The sequence below is a fragment of the Micromonospora vulcania genome (assembly GCF_042658605.1).
GTDB classification, from domain to species: Bacteria; Actinomycetota; Actinomycetes; order Mycobacteriales; family Micromonosporaceae; genus Micromonospora; species Micromonospora vulcania.
This window is the reverse complement of the sequence record NZ_JBHSQS010000010.1, coordinates 124673-141233: the sequence shown is the minus strand read 5'-3', so window position 1 is coordinate 141233 and position 16561 is coordinate 124673. Positions and strand designations below refer to the sequence as shown.

Sequence of the window (16561 nt, the reverse complement as noted above, 5' to 3'; positions counted from 1 at the left end):
GCCTCCCGGCCACCCCACCCGAGCCGCCCAGCCAGCGGGAACCCACCGCGTGACATCATCGACGACGCGATGACTGATCCCGATTTCGCCACCCTGGTCAGCCGGTGGTACCAGCAGCACGCCCGTGACCTGCCCTGGCGCGATCCCGAAGTCGGCCCGTGGGCCATTCTGGTCAGCGAGGTCATGCTCCAGCAGACGCCGGTGGTCCGGGTGGTACCGGCCTGGCAGGCGTGGCTGGCCCGCTGGCCGACCCCGGCCGCGCTGGCGGCGGACAGCCCGGCCGAGGCGATCCGGATGTGGGGACGCCTCGGCTACCCCCGCCGGGCGGTACGCCTGCGGGAGTGCGCGGTCGCGATCGTCGACCGCCACGGCGGGCAGGTGCCGGACCGGCTGGAGCAGTTGCTGGCGCTACCCGGGGTCGGCACGTACACAGCGCGGGCGGTGGCCGCGTTCGCGTACGGGCAGCGGCACCCGGTGGTCGACACCAACGTGCGCCGGGTGGTCTGCCGGGCGGTGGCCGGCCAACCGGACGCCGGCCCGGTCACCCGGCCGGCCGATCTGGTCGCCACCGAGGAACTGCTGCCGGTCGAGCCGACCGCGGCGGCCCTGGCCAGCGCCGCGTTCATGGAGCTGGGCGCGGTCATCTGCACGGCCCGGTCACCGCGCTGCACCGCCTGCCCGGTCGAGTCGGTCTGCGCGTGGCGGGCCTCCGGGCAGGAGCCGCCGGCCGGCCCCACGCGCAGACCCCAGCGGTACGCGGGCACCGACCGGCAGGTACGCGGGCTGCTGCTCGGGGTGCTCCGGGAGACCACCGGGCCGGTCCCGCACCAGCGGCTGGACCAGGTCTGGACCGATGACGTGCAGCGTGCCCGCGCCCTGGCCGGTCTGGTGCAGGACGGCCTGGTGGAACCGGTCGGCGTCGACTCGTTCCGCCTCGTCGGCGACGGCCCGTCGCCACAGGCCGCCCACCCGCACCAGCTGACCCAGTAGGACGGCATTACACGCGAGCCCGAGGTGACGCATGCGCACCATCGCCACCGGGCGAGGTCGCGGCCGCACGATGCCGCGCGCGACTGGCACTGTTTCCAGGATTTGGTTCCCTCGGCGGCCTGGGAGGGGACTGAATCCTGGAAACAGGGGCGAGGGCCGGTCGGAGCGTGGGCAGCGGAAAAGGGGCGGGGCCCCCGATGGCTCTCGCCACCGGGGGCCCCGCCCCTGCTGCCTGGTGTTGCTTACTCGTCCGCGCCTGCGGCGGCGGTGCCACCGAGGTCGGCGGGCACGGCGTCCGGAACCTCGACCGGCTTGTCCGCGCCCCGGAAGACGAGCTTGGACTTGTCGATGTCGTTCGGGTCGCCCTCGCAGTCCACCACCACGATCTGACCCGGGGTCAGCTCGTTGAACAGGATCCGCTCGGAGAGGTTGTCCTCGATGTCGCGCTGGATCGTGCGACGAAGCGGACGGGCACCGAGCACCGGGTCGAAGCCCTTCGCCGCCAGGTACTTCTTGGCGTTGTCGGTCAGCTCCAGGCCCATGTCCTTGTTGCGCAGCTGCGTCTCGATCCGCTGGATCATGATGTCCACGATCGAGAGGATCTCGCCCTGGCGCAGCTGGTGGAAGACGATGGTGTCGTCGATCCGGTTGAGGAACTCAGGCCGGAAGTGCTGCTTGAGCTCGTCGTTGACCTTCTGCTTCATCCGGTCGTAGTTGGACTCGGAGTCCTCCGAAGCCTGGAAGCCGAGCGACACCGCCTTGGCGACGTCCCGGGTGCCCAGGTTGGTGGTCAGGATGATGACCGTGTTCTTGAAGTCCACGATCCGACCCTGACCGTCGGTGAGCCGACCGTCCTCCAGGATCTGGAGCAGCGTGTTGAACACGTCCGGGTGGGCCTTCTCGATCTCGTCGAAGAGGACCACCGAGAACGGCCGACGCCGCACCTTCTCGGTCAGCTGCCCGCCCTCGTCGTAGCCGACGTAGCCGGGAGGGGCACCCACGAGCCGGGAGACCGTGTAGCGGTCGTGGAACTCGGACATGTCCAGCTGGATGAGGGCATCCTCGCTGCCGAAGAGGAACTCGGCGAGCGCCTTGGACAGCTCGGTCTTACCGACGCCGGACGGGCCGGCGAAGATGAACGAGCCGGAGGGGCGCTTCGGGTCCTTCAGGCCGGCCCGGGTACGCCGGATCGCCTTCGAAACCGCCTTGACCGCGTCCTCCTGGCCGATGACGCGCTTGTGCAGCTCGTCCTCCATGCGCAGCAGGCGCGAGGTCTCCTCCTCGGTCAGCTTGTAGACCGGGATGCCGGTCCAGTTGCCGAGCACCTCAGCGATCTGCTCGTCGTCAACCTCGCTGACGACGTCCAGGTCACCGGCCTTCCACTCCTTCTCCCGCTGCGCCTTCTGGCCAAGGAGCTGCTTCTCCTTGTCGCGCAGCTGGGCGGCGCGCTCGAAGTCCTGCGCGTCGATCGCGGACTCCTTGTCGCGACGCACCTGGGCGATGCGCTCGTCGAAGTCGCGCAGGTCTGGCGGCGCGGTCATCCGACGGATCCGCATCCGGGCACCGGCCTCGTCGATCAGGTCGATCGCCTTGTCCGGGAGGAAGCGGTCCGAGATGTATCGATCGGCCAGAGTCGCGGCAGCCACCAGGGCCGCGTCCGTGATCGAGACCCGGTGGTGCGCCTCGTAGCGGTCGCGCAGGCCCTTGAGGATCTCGATGGTGTGCGCCAGCGACGGCTCACCCACCTGGATCGGCTGGAAGCGGCGCTCGAGCGCGGCGTCCTTCTCCAGGTGCTTGCGGTATTCATCGAGCGTGGTGGCACCGATGGTCTGCAGCTCACCGCGGGCCAGCATCGGCTTGAGGATGCTCGCCGCATCGATCGCGCCCTCGGCGGCACCCGCACCCACCAGGGTGTGGATCTCGTCGATGAACAGGATGATGTCGCCGCGGGTGCGGATCTCCTTGAGCACCTTCTTGAGGCGCTCCTCGAAGTCACCGCGGTAGCGGGAACCGGCGACCAGCGCACCGAGGTCGAGCGTGTAGAGCTGCTTGTCCTTGAGCGTCTCGGGCACCTCGCCCTTGATGATCTTCTGGGACAGCCCCTCCACCACGGCCGTCTTACCGACGCCGGGCTCACCGATCAGGACCGGGTTGTTCTTGGTACGGCGGGAGAGCACCTGCATGACCCGCTCGATTTCCTTCTCGCGCCCGATGACCGGGTCGAGCTTGCCCTCGCGGGCGGCCTGGGTCAGGTTGCGGCCGAACTGGTCCAGCACGAGGCTGGTCGACGGCGCGGCCTCGCCCGGCGCGGCGCCGGCAGCGGCCGGCTCCTTGCCCTGGTAGCCGGAGAGCAGCTGGATCACCTGCTGGCGGACCCGGTTGAGGTCGGCGCCGAGCTTGACCAGCACCTGGGCGGCGACGCCCTCGCCCTCACGGATCAGCCCGAGCAGGATGTGCTCCGTGCCGATGTAGTTGTGGCCGAGCTGCAGCGCCTCGCGCAGCGACAGCTCCAGCACCTTCTTGGCCCGCGGCGTGAACGGGATGTGCCCGCTCGGCGCCTGCTGACCCTGGCCGATGATCTCCTCGACCTGCTGGCGCACGCCCTCCAGGGAGATGCCGAGGCTCTCCAGGGCCTTTGCCGCGACGCCTTCACCTTCGTGGATCAGGCCCAGCAGGATGTGCTCCGTACCGATGTAGTTGTGGTTGAGCATCCGGGCCTCTTCTTGGGCCAGGACGACAACCCGTCGCGCTCGGTCGGTGAACCGCTCGAACATGCCCTCGTGCTCCTCACATGCCGTGCGCCTTGATGGTCAAGATCTTGGCGGGGCCGGTGCACGAACGTCCAGGACGGGCGTCCGTGCCTCCTTACTCTATCGTCGCTGACCGACTCAGCTGAGGTCGTGTGTCTCCGGTGCGGGTCGGTTCCACGTCGTTTTGAACAACCGTCCGCGCTCAGGAGGTGTTCCGGTACCCCTGGCGCTACGCGCAGAGCGAAATCCGACTGGCGCGACGGGAGCCCTGTCCCGGCTCCTGAGGCCTCCGGAAGGGCGGATCGGAGCCGCCGACGCCACTGCGCCGGGCCCTCGGGGGAGGTTGTCCACAGGCTGTGGAAAGCCCCTCCACTGGTTGTGGATAACGCCGGGCGGTCTGGAATGCTTCCCGGCCCGTGAACCGGCCCTCGGCCGACCTCGTGGGGCGGGTGTGGATATGGCGACGCCGGCCCGGAGGAGTCTCCGGCCCGGCGTCGGTGTCGCCCTGCGGTGGCACCTGGCCACCAACTGCTGCTCGAAACTGCAGCCTCAGCGCTTCGCGTGGTACTCGTCGACGATCTCCTGCGGGATACGACCCCGGTCCGAGATGTCCTTGCCGGACTTCTTGGCCCACTCCCGGATCGCCTTGTTCTGCTCCCGGTCGGCGGTGGCGCCACCCCGGCCGCGGGCAGCACGCCCACCGATCACGACGCCGCCCCGGCCCACCTTGGTGCCGGCGCCGACGTACGGCGAGAATACGTCGCGCAATTTCGCGGCGTTGGAACTCGACAGGTCGATCTCGTACTGAACGCCGTCGAGGGCGAACTTGACAGTCTCGTCAGCGTCCCCGCCGTCCAGGTCATCGACCAGCTTGTGAATGATCTGCTTGGCCACGTCCCACATTCCTTTCGAGCAGGGTGCTCCTGCTAACGAGAGCACAATAACCCCCGTGCTGCTCGCCGCGTCAATAGGATGCGGTTAAGACTCGGCGCGAGCCGGCCGGCACTACTCCGGGCGGACCAACGGGAAGAGGATCGTTTCCCGAATTCCGAGCCCGGTCAGGGCCATCAACAGCCTGTCGATTCCCATTCCCATACCGCCGGCCGGCGGCATTCCGTACTCCATCGCCCGGAGAAAGTCCTCGTCGAGACGCATCGCCTCGTCGTCGCCACGGGCGGCGAGTTGCGCCTGGGCGACCAGCCGATCCCGCTGTACCACCGGGTCGACCAGCTCGGAGTACGCCGTGCCCAGCTCGAACCCGAGTACGTAGAGGTCCCACTTCTCGGTCAGGCCCGGCTCGCTGCGGTGCGCCCGGGTGAGCGGGCTGGTCTCCTCCGGGTAGTCCCGGACGAAGGTCGGCGCCTCAAGGCTGGGCACGACCAGTTCCTCGAACAGTTCCTCGGCCAGCTTGCCCGGGCCCCACTTCGGGTCCACGGCCAATCCCACCTTGTCCGCGTACTCCACCAGGCGGGACCGTTCGGTACGGACCGTGACCTCCTCGCCGAGCGCCTCGGAAAGCACTCCGAACAGGGTCACCGAGCGCCACTCGCCGCCCAGGTCGAACTCCCGCCCGTCGGCGTGGGTCACCACGGTCGACCCGGAGACCGCGATCGCCGCCTGTTGCACGAGATTGCGGGTCAACTCGGCCATCGTGTCGTAGTCGCCGTACGTCTGGTAGGTCTCCAGCATCGCGAACTCCGGCGAGTGCGAAGAGTCGACACCCTCATTACGGAAGTTGCGGTTGATCTCGAAGACGCGGTCGACGCCGCCGACCACGGCGCGCTTGAGAAATAGTTCCGGAGCGATTCGCAGATACAGATCGGTGTTCAATGCATTGCTGTGGGTCACGAACGGTCGCGCCGTCGCGCCGCCATGCAGCAGTTGCAGCATCGGGGTTTCCACCTCGATGAAGCCCTTTCCGTGCAACGAATCGCGCAGGCTGCGCACCGCCGCCGCCCGGGTACGGACCATCTGCCGGGCCTGCGGCCGGACGATCAGGTCGACGTAGCGCTGCCGGACCCGGGCCTCCTCGGAGAGCGGCTTGTGCGCCACCGGCAGCGGCCGCAGCGACTTGGCGGTCATCTCCCACCGGTCGGCCAGCACCGACAGCTCGCCTCGGCGGCTGGTGATCACCTCGCCGGTGACGCCCACGTGGTCGCCGAGATCGACCAGGCGCTTCCAGTCTTCCAGCCGCTCCGCGCCGACCCGGTCCAGGGAGAGCATCGCCTGCAGCTCGGTGCCGTCGCCGTCGCGCAGGGTCGCGAAGCAGAGCTTGCCGGTGTTGCGTACGAAGATCACCCGACCGGTGACCGCGGCCTGGTCGCCGCTGGCGGTGTCGGTGGGCAGGTCGGCGTAGCGCGCCCGGACCTCCGCCAGGGTGGCGGTGCGGGGGAAACCGACCGGGTACGGCTCGACCCCGTCGGCGAGCATCCGGTCGCGCTTCTCCCGGCGGACCTTCATCTGCTCGGGAAGGTCGTCGGCGGGGTCCACTGGCACGGCGTTCTGCTCGCTCACGGCACGCTTCCTCAAGGAGTTTCGGCGGGGTCAGCCCCCGAGCGTACTCAAGCCGCCAGGGGGTCGTTACCGGATAACCTGCCCGTCATGGCGAATCACACTCAGGCCCTGTCGTTCGGCGCGGCGGCAGCCGACTACGACCGGTTCCGGCCCCGGTATCCGCAGGTCGCGGTCCGCTGGGCGCTGGACGGGCTGGGCGACGCCGCCCGGGTCGTCGACCTGGGCGCGGGCACCGGCATCCTCACCCGCGAGCTGCTCGCTCTCGGACACGACGTGACGCCGGTTGAACCGGACCCGGGGATGCGCGCCCAACTGGCGGTGGCCACCCCGGGAGTCGAAGCCCTGCCCGGCGGCGCGGAGGCCATTCCACTGCCCGACGGCGCGGCGGACGCGGTGTTGGTCGGACAGGCCTACCACTGGTTCGACCGTGAGCGGGCGCATGCGGAGATCGCCCGGGTCCTCCGAACAAACGGCACGTTCGCCCCGATCTGGAACACGCGGGACGAACGGGTCGAATGGGTGGCCGAGCTGGGCCGCATCGCCCACATGGACAGCAACGCCACCAACCTGGTCGAGTCGGTGACCACCTTCGGCCCGGCCTTCGGCGACCTGGAGCTCGGCGAGTTCACCCAGCGCACCGCCCTCACCGTGGACGAGGTCGTCGGGATGATCCGCACCCGCTCGTACTACCTCACGGCCGACCGGTCCAGCCAGGAAGCCGTGGACCGGGAGTTGCGGGACCTCCTCGCCACCCATCCGGACCTGGCCGGCCGGGAACGCGTCGAGCTGCCGTACCGGACGCTGGTCTTTCGGGCTCGACGGCGCTGACGGTCGGTCCCGACCTCTCGGCGTCAGATGTTGCGCTCGTAGACCATCCGCAGGCCGATCAACGTGATCATCGGCTCGTGGTGGGTGATGCTGCGGCACTCGTTGATCACCAGGGAGGCGAGGCCACCGGTGGCGATCACCGCCTTCACCTCGCCCAACTCCTCGGTCATCCGCTCGACGATCCGGTCCACCTGCCCGGCGAAGCCGAAGTACAGACCCGCCTGGAGGCACTCGACGGTGTTCTTGCCGATCACCGAGCGGGGCTTGGTCGCCTCGACCTTGCGGAGCTGGGCGGCGCGGGCGGCCAGCGCGTCGAAGGAGATCTCGATGCCCGGGGCGAACGCGCCGCCGAGGAACTCGCCCCGACCGCTGATCACGTCGAAGTTGGTGGTGGTGCCGAAGTCCACCACGATCGACGGCCCGCCGTAGAGGGTGTACGCGGCCAGGGTGTTCACCACCCGGTCGGCGCCCACCTCCTTCGGGTTGTCGATCGCCAGCTGCACTCCGGTCCGTACCCCCGGCTCGACGATCACGCTGGGCAGGTCGGCGTAGTAGCGACCGAGCATGGTGCGCAGCGACCGCAGCGCGGCCGGCACCGTGGAGCAGGCGGCCACCCCGGTGATCTCGACGTTGTCCCCGGCGAGCAGGCCCCGGAACATCAGGCCCAGCTCGTCCGCCGTCGAGCGGGCGTCGGTCTTGATCCGCCAGGAGTGCACCAGCTTGTCGCCGTCGAAGGTCGCCAGCACGGTATTGGTGTTTCCGATGTCGATGCAGAGCAGCACGCACGCAGCCTAGACAACGACCGTACGGGCGGGTGCGGACCGGCCGCCGGACCGTACTCTGGTCGTATCGCGACATGAGCATGGGTCAATCCACGGCGCGGCCGGACGGGGAGCGGACATGTCGGGGACGTGGTGGATGCGGGGTCGCAACACCCTGCGCCGACGCCGCCGGCACGTGCTGGTGCTGGTGGCGCTCGCCGGTGGCGCGATCTGGATGATCGTGCAGGCGTGGCGGGCGTCCCTGCGGGAGAGCGGCAGCTTCGCCGGCGACCTCTACCTCAACATCGGCGCCGCACTGATCATGACGCTGCTGACCTACGTCGTGCTCAACCCGCTCTTTCGGGAACTCCAGACGGTCAGCATCATCGAGCACCCGCGACTGGACCGGGACGCGCTGATCGAACGGGTCTCCCAGTCCCGGGAGATCGTGGCGATCCTGGAGACCTGGACCAGCATGCTGGAGGGCCCGTACGCGGCCCGGTTCGTGGCCGCGCTGCGCTCCGCGCTGGCCAACGGCGCCGCCGTCAAGGTGTTGCTGCTCGATCCGGACTCCCCGGCGGTCCGCCTGCGGGGCGAGGAGTTGCGCCGGCGGGACGCCTCGGTGGCCATCCTCAACAACCTGTGGCACCTGGCCCGGCTCAGCGAGGAGCTGCCCGAGTCGGCCCGGGCCCGGCTCCAGGTCCGGGTCTACAGCGCGGCGCCCTCGGTGCAGATGTACCGCTGGGACGGCAAGGCGTTCATCTCGTTCTTCCCGGTGCAGGGCAGCACCTTCGACACCCAGCAGATCGAGGCGTTCGTCTCCACTCCGCTCGGCGAGTTCGTCGACGACCGGTTCGCCGAGCTCTGGGAGACCGCGCCGCTGGAGGATCTGGCGGCCTGCCTGACCCTGCGGCTGTGCCTGCGCCAGGCCGATCAGGACCTGGAGACCTGCGACGCGCTCTACGTACGCTCCGACGGCGACTGGTACATCGCCGGCACCGACCTGGTGCGCAACGTGGCCCGGCACGGGATGGCCGGGCTGACCGTGGTGCTGGACCGGCCCGAGGCGGCCGGCGAGGTCTTCGCCATCGGCGAGGCCGACGAGCTGCCGCCCGAGATCTACAACCGGGTGCTGGAACTCTTCCGGGCCAAGTACGGCCTCGACGGCCGGCAGGACACCGAGAGCCGGGTGATCTTCAACCTGGCCGCCACCTCGCTGTCCACCGTCTGAGGTCGATGGACGTCCGGCTACTCGGTGCGCAGGTCCAGCGCGATGTCCAGGATGGGCGACGAGTGGGTCAACGCGCCCACCGAGAGGAAGTCGACGCCGGTGGCTGCGTACCGGCCGGCCACCTCCAGCGTCAGCCCGCCGGTCGCCTCCAGCTCGGCCCGGTCACCCACCGTGGCCACCGCCTCGGCCAGCACCTCCGGGGTCATGTTGTCGCAGAGCAAGAAGTCCGCGCCGGCCTCGACCGCCTCCACCGCCTCGTCGACGGTGGTCACCTCGACCTGCACCGGCACGTCCGGGAACGCCTCCCGGACCCGCCGGTATGCCGGCGTGATGCCCCCGGCGGCGAGCTTGTGGTTGTCCTTGATCATGGCCACGTCGTGCAGGCCCATCCGCTTGTTGGTGCCACCACCGGCCCGCACCGCGTACTTCTCCAGCGCCCGCAGACCCGGCGTGGTCTTGCGGGTGTCCAACACCATCGCCTTGGTGCCGGCCAGCGCGTCCGCCCAGGAACGGGTGTGGGTGGCCACTCCGGACATCCGGCAGAGCAGGTTGAGCGCGGTGCGCTCGGCGGTCAGTAGCAACCGCGTCGGACCGGTCACCGTCGCCAGCACGTCGCCGCGGGCCACCCGCTCGCCGTCGCGGGCGAGCACCGACACCTCGACGGTACGACCGAAGCCGGTCACCTCGCCGACCAGCTCGAACACGGCGGCGGCCACGGCCGTCCCGGCCAGCACGCCGTCCGCGCGGGCCACCAGGTCGGCGGTGTCGTTCTGCTCCGCCGGGATGGTGGCCACGCTCGTGACGTCGAGGAAGTCCGGTCCCAGGTCTTCGACCAGCGCGTTCTCGATCACCCGCCGGACCTGGTCCGGGTCCAGTCCGGCCTCCCGCAACGCCCGCTGCGTCGACTCCGTCATCGCCTTCTCCGTTTCCGACTGCTGCGCTCGCGACACCGGCTCACTCCTCGCGCTCACTGGGCCTTCCCGTTCCACCGCTGCGTCAACCGGCCCTGCGCCCCGACCGAACCGACCAGGTGGCCCAGCCATCGCTCGTCGGCCGTCGGGAAGTCCTCCCGCCAGTGGCAACCCCGTGTCTCCTCACGGGCGTACGCGGCAGCCACCAGCGTCGACGCCACGGTCAGCAGGTTGGTCGCCTCCCAGTCGGCCGTCCGCGGCCGACCTCGGGCGGTACCCAACTCGGTCAGCGTTCCAGCCGTGTCTGCCAGCGTCGCGGCCGAGCGGAGCACCCCGGCGCCCCGGGTCATCGCCCGCTGTAGAGCCGGCGTCGACTCGGTCGGCAGCACCCAACCCGTACCGCCGCGCCACGCGCCGGTGTCCGCCGGACGGGCCTGCTCCGGCAGACCCGCCGCGATGTCGTCGGCGATCCGCCGGGAGAAGACCAGGCCCTCCAGCAGCGAGTTGCTGGCCAGTCGGTTCGCACCGTGTACGCCCGTGCAGGCGACCTCGCCGCAGGCGTACAGGCCGGGGATGGAGGTACGGCCGCGCAGGTCGGTGCGTACGCCACCGGAGGCGTAGTGCGCGGCCGGCGCGACCGGGATCAGGTCGATGGCCGGGTCCACGCCGATCGCCAGGCAGGACGCCACGATGGTCGGGAAGCGGCCGGCCAGGAAGTCCCCGCCCAGGTGCCGGGCGTCGAGGAAGACATGGTCCGCGCCGCTGGCCAGCAGCACCCGGTGGATGCCCTTGGCCACCACGTCCCGGGGGGCCAGCTCGGCCAGCTCGTGCTGGCCCACCATGAACCGCTTGCCGTCCCCGTCCACCAGGTACGCGCCCTCGCCGCGCAACGCCTCGGAGACCAGCGGCTGCTGTGCGTGGCCGGCACCGGGCACACCCGCCCCGGTCGGGGTGATCAGCGCGGTCGGGTGGAACTGGACGAACTCCACGTCGGTCACCGCCGCGCCGGCCCGCATGGCCAGCGCCACCCCGTCTCCGGTGGAGACCGCCGGGTTGGTGGTGGCCGCGAAGACCTGGCCCATTCCGCCGGTGGCCAACACCACCGCCCGGGCCAGCAGCGCGCCGACGCCGTCCTCGCTGCCCTCGCCGAGCACGTGCAGGGTGATCCCGCAGGCCGGGCCGAGCCCGTCCGGGCCGTCGCCGGGCGCCCGCAGCAGGTCCAGTACGAGAGCATGCTCGACCAGTCGGATCCACGGGTCGCGCTGCACCGCCGCGTGCAGAGCCCGCTGCACCTCCGCCCCGGTGGCGTCCCCGCCGGCGTGCACGATCCGGTCCGCCCGGTGCCCACCCTCACGGGTCAGCATCAACGAACCGTCCGCGTGACGGTCGAACTCCGCGCCGATCCGGATCAGCTCCCGCAGCCGGGTCGGGCCCTCCTCGACCAGCACCTGGACCGCCGCCGGATCGCAGAGCCCGACCCCGGCGACCTCGGTGTCGAAGGCGTGCGCCGCTGGCGTGTCCTGCGGGTCGAGCACCGCGGCGATGCCGCCCTGCGCCCACCGGGTCGAGCCGTCATCGATGTTGACCTTGGTGACCACGGTGACGTGCAGGCCCGCCTCACGCAGGTGCAGTGCAGCGGTCAACCCGGCCACCCCGGAACCCACCACGATCACGTCGGTGGTCTCCACCCAGCCGGGCGCGGGCGCCGCCAGCAACGGGGGCAGGGCCGGCAGGTCGACGGTCGGAAGGTCCATCCCCCCAGTCAACCCGAACGGTCCTCGCCCGGGGCGGCGGGGGCGGGACGAGTGGTATGGGCTACCCCGTCCGCCGCCGACCGGTGTCACACCGGCCGGCAACCCCCGGTCACTTCGTCCGGACCGGCAGACCGGCCGGGCCCACGCCGCGCAGCGAGGCGGTCACCGTACGGGTGCTCAGCCACAGGTAGCAGCGGATCCCTCGATCACCGGCCCGCCAGCGCACCGCGTCCGGGCGGCGGATCACCACGCCGGCGCGGTACTGCAACATGCCGTCGTCGGGCACGCCGACGTACCGGCCGAGGATGGTGCCGCAGCCGTCGTAGGCCACCCCCCAGTCCCCGGGCTTGGTCGGGTACGGCGCATCGGGCGCCGCCTTCCACACCCCGACGAACTCCGCGTTGTGTCGGCTTTCACAGGCCACCGCCGCCAGTGTCTGGGTGCGCCCGCTGGCGGCCTGCTGACAGCCCAGCCGCAACGAAGAGGCGCTCTTCAGCGCGTCCCGCAGGCTGCCCGACCGGACCACGACGGTGGCCGCCTGGTCGGCCGCGGTCAGCTCGCTGACGTCGCACCGGTACCAGCGGGAACCGGCTGCCCAGCCCGGCCCGGACGGCAGCGCCACCGACAGCCGCAGCCGACCGAACCGCCAGTCCTCGCCCAGGTATCCGGCGGCCCGGGTGTCGCACTCGGCGAACGCGCCGCGCAGTTCCACCGACCCGTTCGCCGGAACAGCTGCCCGCTCGGCCGGGAACGCGCCGACGTGCACGGTCTCGACCCGGTGCGGGCCGGCGCAGTCCACCGGCTGGTAGCTGGCCAGCGTGACGGTGGAAGTGAAGTCGGCGGCCTGACACACGCCGGCGGCAGGGGCGAACGCCGTCGCCGGCGGCAGCGCCGCCCAGTCGTCGGTCAGATCACCGTCCAGGCTGCCGGCCTGGGCACAGCCGACCAGCAGAACCGCTGTCACGACAGAGGTGAGCAGGGTCGTCATCGCACGCATCGCGGCCTCCCCCAGGCACCGACCAGCTTCCGACGGTGCACCAAGGGTAACCGGACATGTCCTTCCGGTAACAGACCGGATTTGCGTCGCGTCGGGTCAGACGGCCGACACGGCCAGCGGGCTGGGCACCGGGTCACCAGCCGTGCCGGGGGCCGCCGCGGCGGGGTCGGCGCCCAGCTCGATCACCCGGTTGTCGGCGTCCACGTGCACCACCCGCGGCCGGTACGACCGAGCCTCGACGTCGTCCATCTGCCCGTACGAGATCAGGATGACCAGGTCACCGGGGTGTACGAGGTGCGCGGCGGCACCATTGATGCCGATCACGCCGCTGCCCCGCTCGCCCGGGATGACGTACGTCTCCAGCCGGGCACCGTTGGTGATGTCCACGATCGCCACCTGCTCGCCGGGGAGCAGGTCGGCGGCGTCGAGCAGGTCCTCGTCCACTGTCACCGAACCGACGTAGTGCAGGTCGGCCTGGGTCACGGTGGCACGGTGGATCTTCGACTTGAGCATGGTCCGCAGCATCGGGGTGGCCTTTCACGGAAGTTGTGGAGGGTGCGGCCGGATCAGGGGCGGGGGGCGAGCCGGATCGCGGCGTTGTCGATCAACCGGGTGGCGCCCACCCAGGCGGCGATCACCAGCCGTGCCGGCCCGGACAGCGGCCCCGGCTCCAGCTCGGGGTCGGTGAGCACCAGGTAGTCGAGCCGTGCGCCGGGGGTGCCGGCGTCGAACGCGGTGTGCGCGGCGGTCAGCACCGCCGTCGTGTCCAGGCCCTCGTCGGCGGCCCGCGCACCGGCACGCAGCGCGGCGGACAGGCTCAGCGCGGCGGCCCGCTCCGGCTCGCTCAGGTAGCGGTTCCGGCTGGACAGCGCCAACCCGTCCGGCTCCCGGACGGTCGGCACGCCGACCACCTCGACCGGCACGTCCAGGTCCCGGGCCATCCGACGGACCAGGGTGAGCTGCTGGTAGTCCTTCTCGCCGAAGAACGCCAGATCCGGCTGGGTGAGCTGGAGCAACTTCAGCACCACGGTGAGCACCCCGTGGAAGAAGCCGGGGCGACTGGCGCCCTCCAGCTCCCCGCCGAGCGGGCCCGGGTCGAGCCGTACCCGGGGCTGGCCGTCCGGGTACATCTCGGCGACCGACGGCGCGAAGACCAGGTCGGCGCCGGCCCGCCGACACACCTCCAGGTCCGCCTCGAGGGTCCGCGGGTAGCGGTCGAAGTCCTCGTTCGGCCCGAACTGCAGCGGATTCACGAAGACCGTCACCAGCACGTGGTCGGCCCGTTCCCGGGCCGCGCGCAGCAACGTCTCGTGGCCGGAGTGCAGCGCACCCATGGTCATCACGACGCCGACCGTGCCGGTCAGCGTGGCACGGGCCTTGGCCAGGTCCGCCCGGGTGTGCACGAGCTCGGTCATGCCGCCAACTCCTTGCTCTTGTCTGCGAGCACGCCGAGCAGCGACTGCGCGTCCACCGGCCGGAGCCGGCCGGCCGCGATCGCCCGGTCGGCCGTACGCCGGGCCAGCGCCAGGTAGGCGGGGACGGACTCCGGGGCGGTGGCGGCCAGCCGGGCCAGATGCTGCTGGACGGTGCCCGCGTCGCCACGGGAGACCGGACCGGTCAGAGCGTCGTCGCCGAGCCGCAGCGCATTCTCCAGCGCGGCACGCAGCAGCGGAGCGAGGACCTTCTCCGGCCGGGCCACCCCGGCGTCGCGCAGCCGGTCGGTCGCCTCGTTCACCAGGGTCACCAGGTGGTTCGCGCCGTGCGCCAGCGCGGCGTGATAGAGCGAGCGATCCGACTCGCCCACCCACTCGGGTACGCCGCCGAGGTCGGCGACCAGCCGGGCCGCCAGCGGGCGCAGCTCCGTCGGGGCGGTGACCCCGTACGAGATGCCGGCCAACCGGGCCAGGTCGTCCGGCGTACCGGTGAAGGTCATCGCGGGGTGCAGGGCGAGCGGGCGGGCACCCACCGCGGCGGCCGGGGCCAGCACGGCCAGCCCGTGCGCGCCGGAGGTGTGCGCGACCACCTGGCCCGGGCGCAGCGCGCCGGAGTCGGCGAGGTCGGCGACCACCCCGGCCAACGCGTCGTCCGGCACGGCGAGCAGCAGCAGATCGGTGGCGGCGCGGGCGACGGCGGCAACCGGACGGCGGGGCACCTCGGGCAGCAGCAGGGCGAGCCGGGCGCGGCTGGCTCCGGAGCCGCCCGCGACGGCGACCACCCGGTGCCCGGCGGCGGCGAATGCGGCACCCAGTACGGCACCGACCCGGCCAGCACCGACGACACCAACGGTGAGCAGGCGGGAGGTGGCGGGGGCGCCGATGACGGCGTCATCGGCGGGCCCCTGTGGGGCGGCCGGACGCGGGCGCAACGGTGCGCTCATGACAACGATCCAGTCCTCGAGAAGGGGTACCGGTCGATCGCAAGTATGCGCCCGCGCCACAGAACCGAAACAGGGTGTGTGAAAACGTTCACCACCGAAGGAAGGGCACCTTGTTAACGTCTCCGGTTGTACAAGGGGCCCTTCCTAACAGCTCAGCGGCCGGCCCGCAGGAAACCGGCGTCCAGGAACTTGAAGTCGGTGTCCGGGCGGATCTCGCCGTCCTCATCCGGGGTCTCCGGGGTGTTCTGGCCGTCGTGCACCACGAGCAGACCACCCGGGTAACCGGGCAGCGGCGTGGAGACCACCGCCGCGCCGTCGCACTCCTGCGAGCCGTCGACCCGGCCGTCGACCACCGCGAACCGGCCGGTCGGCCGATCCGTGCGCCGGTCATAGGTGTAGAAGGTGTCGTCGCCCTGGCTGGAGACGAGCAGGGTGCCGGTCGCCCGCCCGGTCCGGTAGATGGTCAGACCCTCCACGTCCTGGGCGATCCGACCACCGAAGCCGGGGTCGGCCGCGTAGTCGGTCACGCAGTCCTCCTCCTCGGCGTCGTACGCCGCCGGCACGCCGTACTCGCGAACCCGCTCGACCGACACCGGCGTACCGGCGAACCGCCCGTGGACCAACCGGGTCCGCCACAGCCCGACCTTCTCCTGGGCCAGGTGCACCACCCCGCTGTCCGGGTCCACCACGGTCCCCTCCACCTGCGGCCCGTCACCCGGGTCGGTGCACGGCGACCAGGCGGTGCCGTTGGGCAGGGTGAACGTGCTGGGCAGGGTGAGCCGGTCCACCGGCCGGTAGCTGACCTTCCCGGCCCGCTCGACCAGGCGGAACACCCCCACCTCCGGGCTGCTGCGCCGGCTCACCACGGCGTACACGCTGCCGTCGGTGTCGGTCCAGGTGCCCAGCCCGTACGCGGTGCGCTGCTCGTTGACCTCGGCCTGGTCGGCGCTGAACGCGAACGGCACGTCCGCCGCGGTGACGTCACTCAACAGCCGGGTGCGCGGGTCGATCCGGTAGAAGCGCAGCTGGTCCCGGCCCCGGTCGGTGACCACCGCCAGATCCGCGCGCCGTCCCGCCAGCCGGAACCCGCCGACCAGGTCCACGTTGTTGAACCGGCCCGCCTCGTCCTCTGGTCCGGGCGCCGGCGGAGTGGCGATCACCTGACGCTCGCGGGCCCGCAGGTCGTACACCCGCAGGCCGCCGTTCTTCGCGGTGGCGATGACCAGGCTGCCCGCCCGGTCGGCCGGGTTCACCCAGATCGCCGGGTCGTCCGCGTCGGCGTCCCCGCCGGCCGGGTCGTCGAAGAGGGAGGGGGTCTCGACCACCGCCCGGACCGGACGCGGGGTGTCGGTCCCGGTGGGGCGCGGCGCGGCGTTCGCCGGAACGCCGGCCAGCAGCAGCGGTACGACCGCCAGAGCGGGGATCACGAGTCGCTTCATACCCGGTGA

General features: G+C 71.3%; 14 protein-coding genes. 3 read left to right on the top strand and 11 right to left on the bottom strand.

The features are described 5' to 3' along the window. The first annotated feature begins 69 nt into the window (after positions 1-69). Complete coding sequence (locus tag ACFQGL_RS18525) at positions 70-990, top strand: HhH-GPD family protein (protein WP_377513391.1); 921 nt, start codon at positions 70-72, stop codon at positions 988-990. A gap of 242 nt (positions 991-1232) precedes the next feature. On the opposite strand, the gene ACFQGL_RS18520 is transcribed toward ACFQGL_RS18525, so the two are convergent. From ACFQGL_RS18520 to lysS, 3 genes are all read right to left on the bottom strand, one after another. After that, a complete protein-coding gene (locus tag ACFQGL_RS18520) occupies positions 1233-3764 on the bottom strand; it encodes an ATP-dependent Clp protease ATP-binding subunit (protein ID WP_363757637.1) in 2532 nt (843 codons plus the stop codon). Positions 3765-4289: 525 nt separating this feature from the next. Beyond that, positions 4290-4634: a histone-like nucleoid-structuring protein Lsr2 gene (locus tag ACFQGL_RS18515; protein WP_377513389.1), complete on the bottom strand. Its 345-nt coding sequence runs from the start codon at positions 4632-4634 to the stop codon at positions 4290-4292. A gap of 111 nt (positions 4635-4745) precedes the next feature. Continuing rightward, positions 4746-6254, bottom strand: coding sequence for a lysine--tRNA ligase (lysS, locus tag ACFQGL_RS18510; protein WP_377513387.1), 1509 nt, complete (start codon positions 6252-6254; stop codon positions 4746-4748). 87 nt (positions 6255-6341) lie between these two features. On the opposite strand from lysS, the gene ACFQGL_RS18505 reads away from it, so the two are divergent. Beyond that, entirely contained in the window at positions 6342-7082 is a 741-nt protein-coding gene (locus tag ACFQGL_RS18505; protein ID WP_377513385.1) for a class I SAM-dependent methyltransferase, read from the top strand. Between the two features lie 23 nt (positions 7083-7105). Here ACFQGL_RS18505 and ACFQGL_RS18500 read toward each other — a convergent pair whose 3' ends face one another. Continuing rightward, the gene (locus ACFQGL_RS18500) at positions 7106-7864 is read right to left on the bottom strand and encodes a type III pantothenate kinase (RefSeq protein ID WP_377513383.1); all 759 of its coding nucleotides are present in this window, start codon (positions 7862-7864) and stop codon (positions 7106-7108) included. Positions 7865-7982: 118 nt separating this feature from the next. Between ACFQGL_RS18500 and ACFQGL_RS18495 the strand changes: the two genes are divergently transcribed. Next, positions 7983-9074: a hypothetical protein gene (locus tag ACFQGL_RS18495; protein WP_377513381.1), complete on the top strand. Its 1092-nt coding sequence runs from the start codon at positions 7983-7985 to the stop codon at positions 9072-9074. A gap of 17 nt (positions 9075-9091) precedes the next feature. On the opposite strand, the gene nadC is transcribed toward ACFQGL_RS18495, so the two are convergent. From nadC to ACFQGL_RS18460, 7 genes are all read right to left on the bottom strand, one after another. Continuing rightward, complete coding sequence (nadC, locus tag ACFQGL_RS18490) at positions 9092-9988, bottom strand: carboxylating nicotinate-nucleotide diphosphorylase (protein WP_377513379.1); 897 nt, start codon at positions 9986-9988, stop codon at positions 9092-9094. A 53-nt stretch (positions 9989-10041) separates the two neighbouring features. After that, complete coding sequence (locus ACFQGL_RS18485) at positions 10042-11739, bottom strand: L-aspartate oxidase (protein ID WP_377513377.1); 1698 nt, start codon at positions 11737-11739, stop codon at positions 10042-10044. 109 nt (positions 11740-11848) lie between these two features. Beyond that, complete coding sequence (locus ACFQGL_RS18480) at positions 11849-12736, bottom strand: septum formation family protein (RefSeq protein WP_377513375.1); 888 nt, start codon at positions 12734-12736, stop codon at positions 11849-11851. Positions 12737-12832: 96 nt separating this feature from the next. Next, complete coding sequence (gene panD, locus ACFQGL_RS18475) at positions 12833-13261, bottom strand: aspartate 1-decarboxylase (RefSeq protein ID WP_377513373.1); 429 nt, start codon at positions 13259-13261, stop codon at positions 12833-12835. 41 nt (positions 13262-13302) lie between these two features. After that, complete coding sequence (panC, locus tag ACFQGL_RS18470; RefSeq protein WP_377513371.1) at positions 13303-14151, bottom strand: pantoate--beta-alanine ligase; 849 nt, start codon at positions 14149-14151, stop codon at positions 13303-13305. Beyond that, positions 14148-15113, bottom strand: a complete 966-nt coding sequence (locus ACFQGL_RS18465; protein ID WP_377513369.1) for a Rossmann-like and DUF2520 domain-containing protein — start codon at positions 15111-15113, stop codon at positions 14148-14150. Before ACFQGL_RS18465 ends, panC begins: the two co-directional genes overlap by 4 nt. Positions 15114-15265: 152 nt before the next feature. Further along, positions 15266-16552 carry a phytase gene (locus tag ACFQGL_RS18460; RefSeq protein ID WP_377513367.1) on the bottom strand — a complete coding sequence of 429 codons (1287 nt, stop codon included), beginning with the start codon at positions 16550-16552 and terminating at the stop codon, positions 15266-15268. Positions 16553-16561 lie beyond the last annotated feature (9 nt).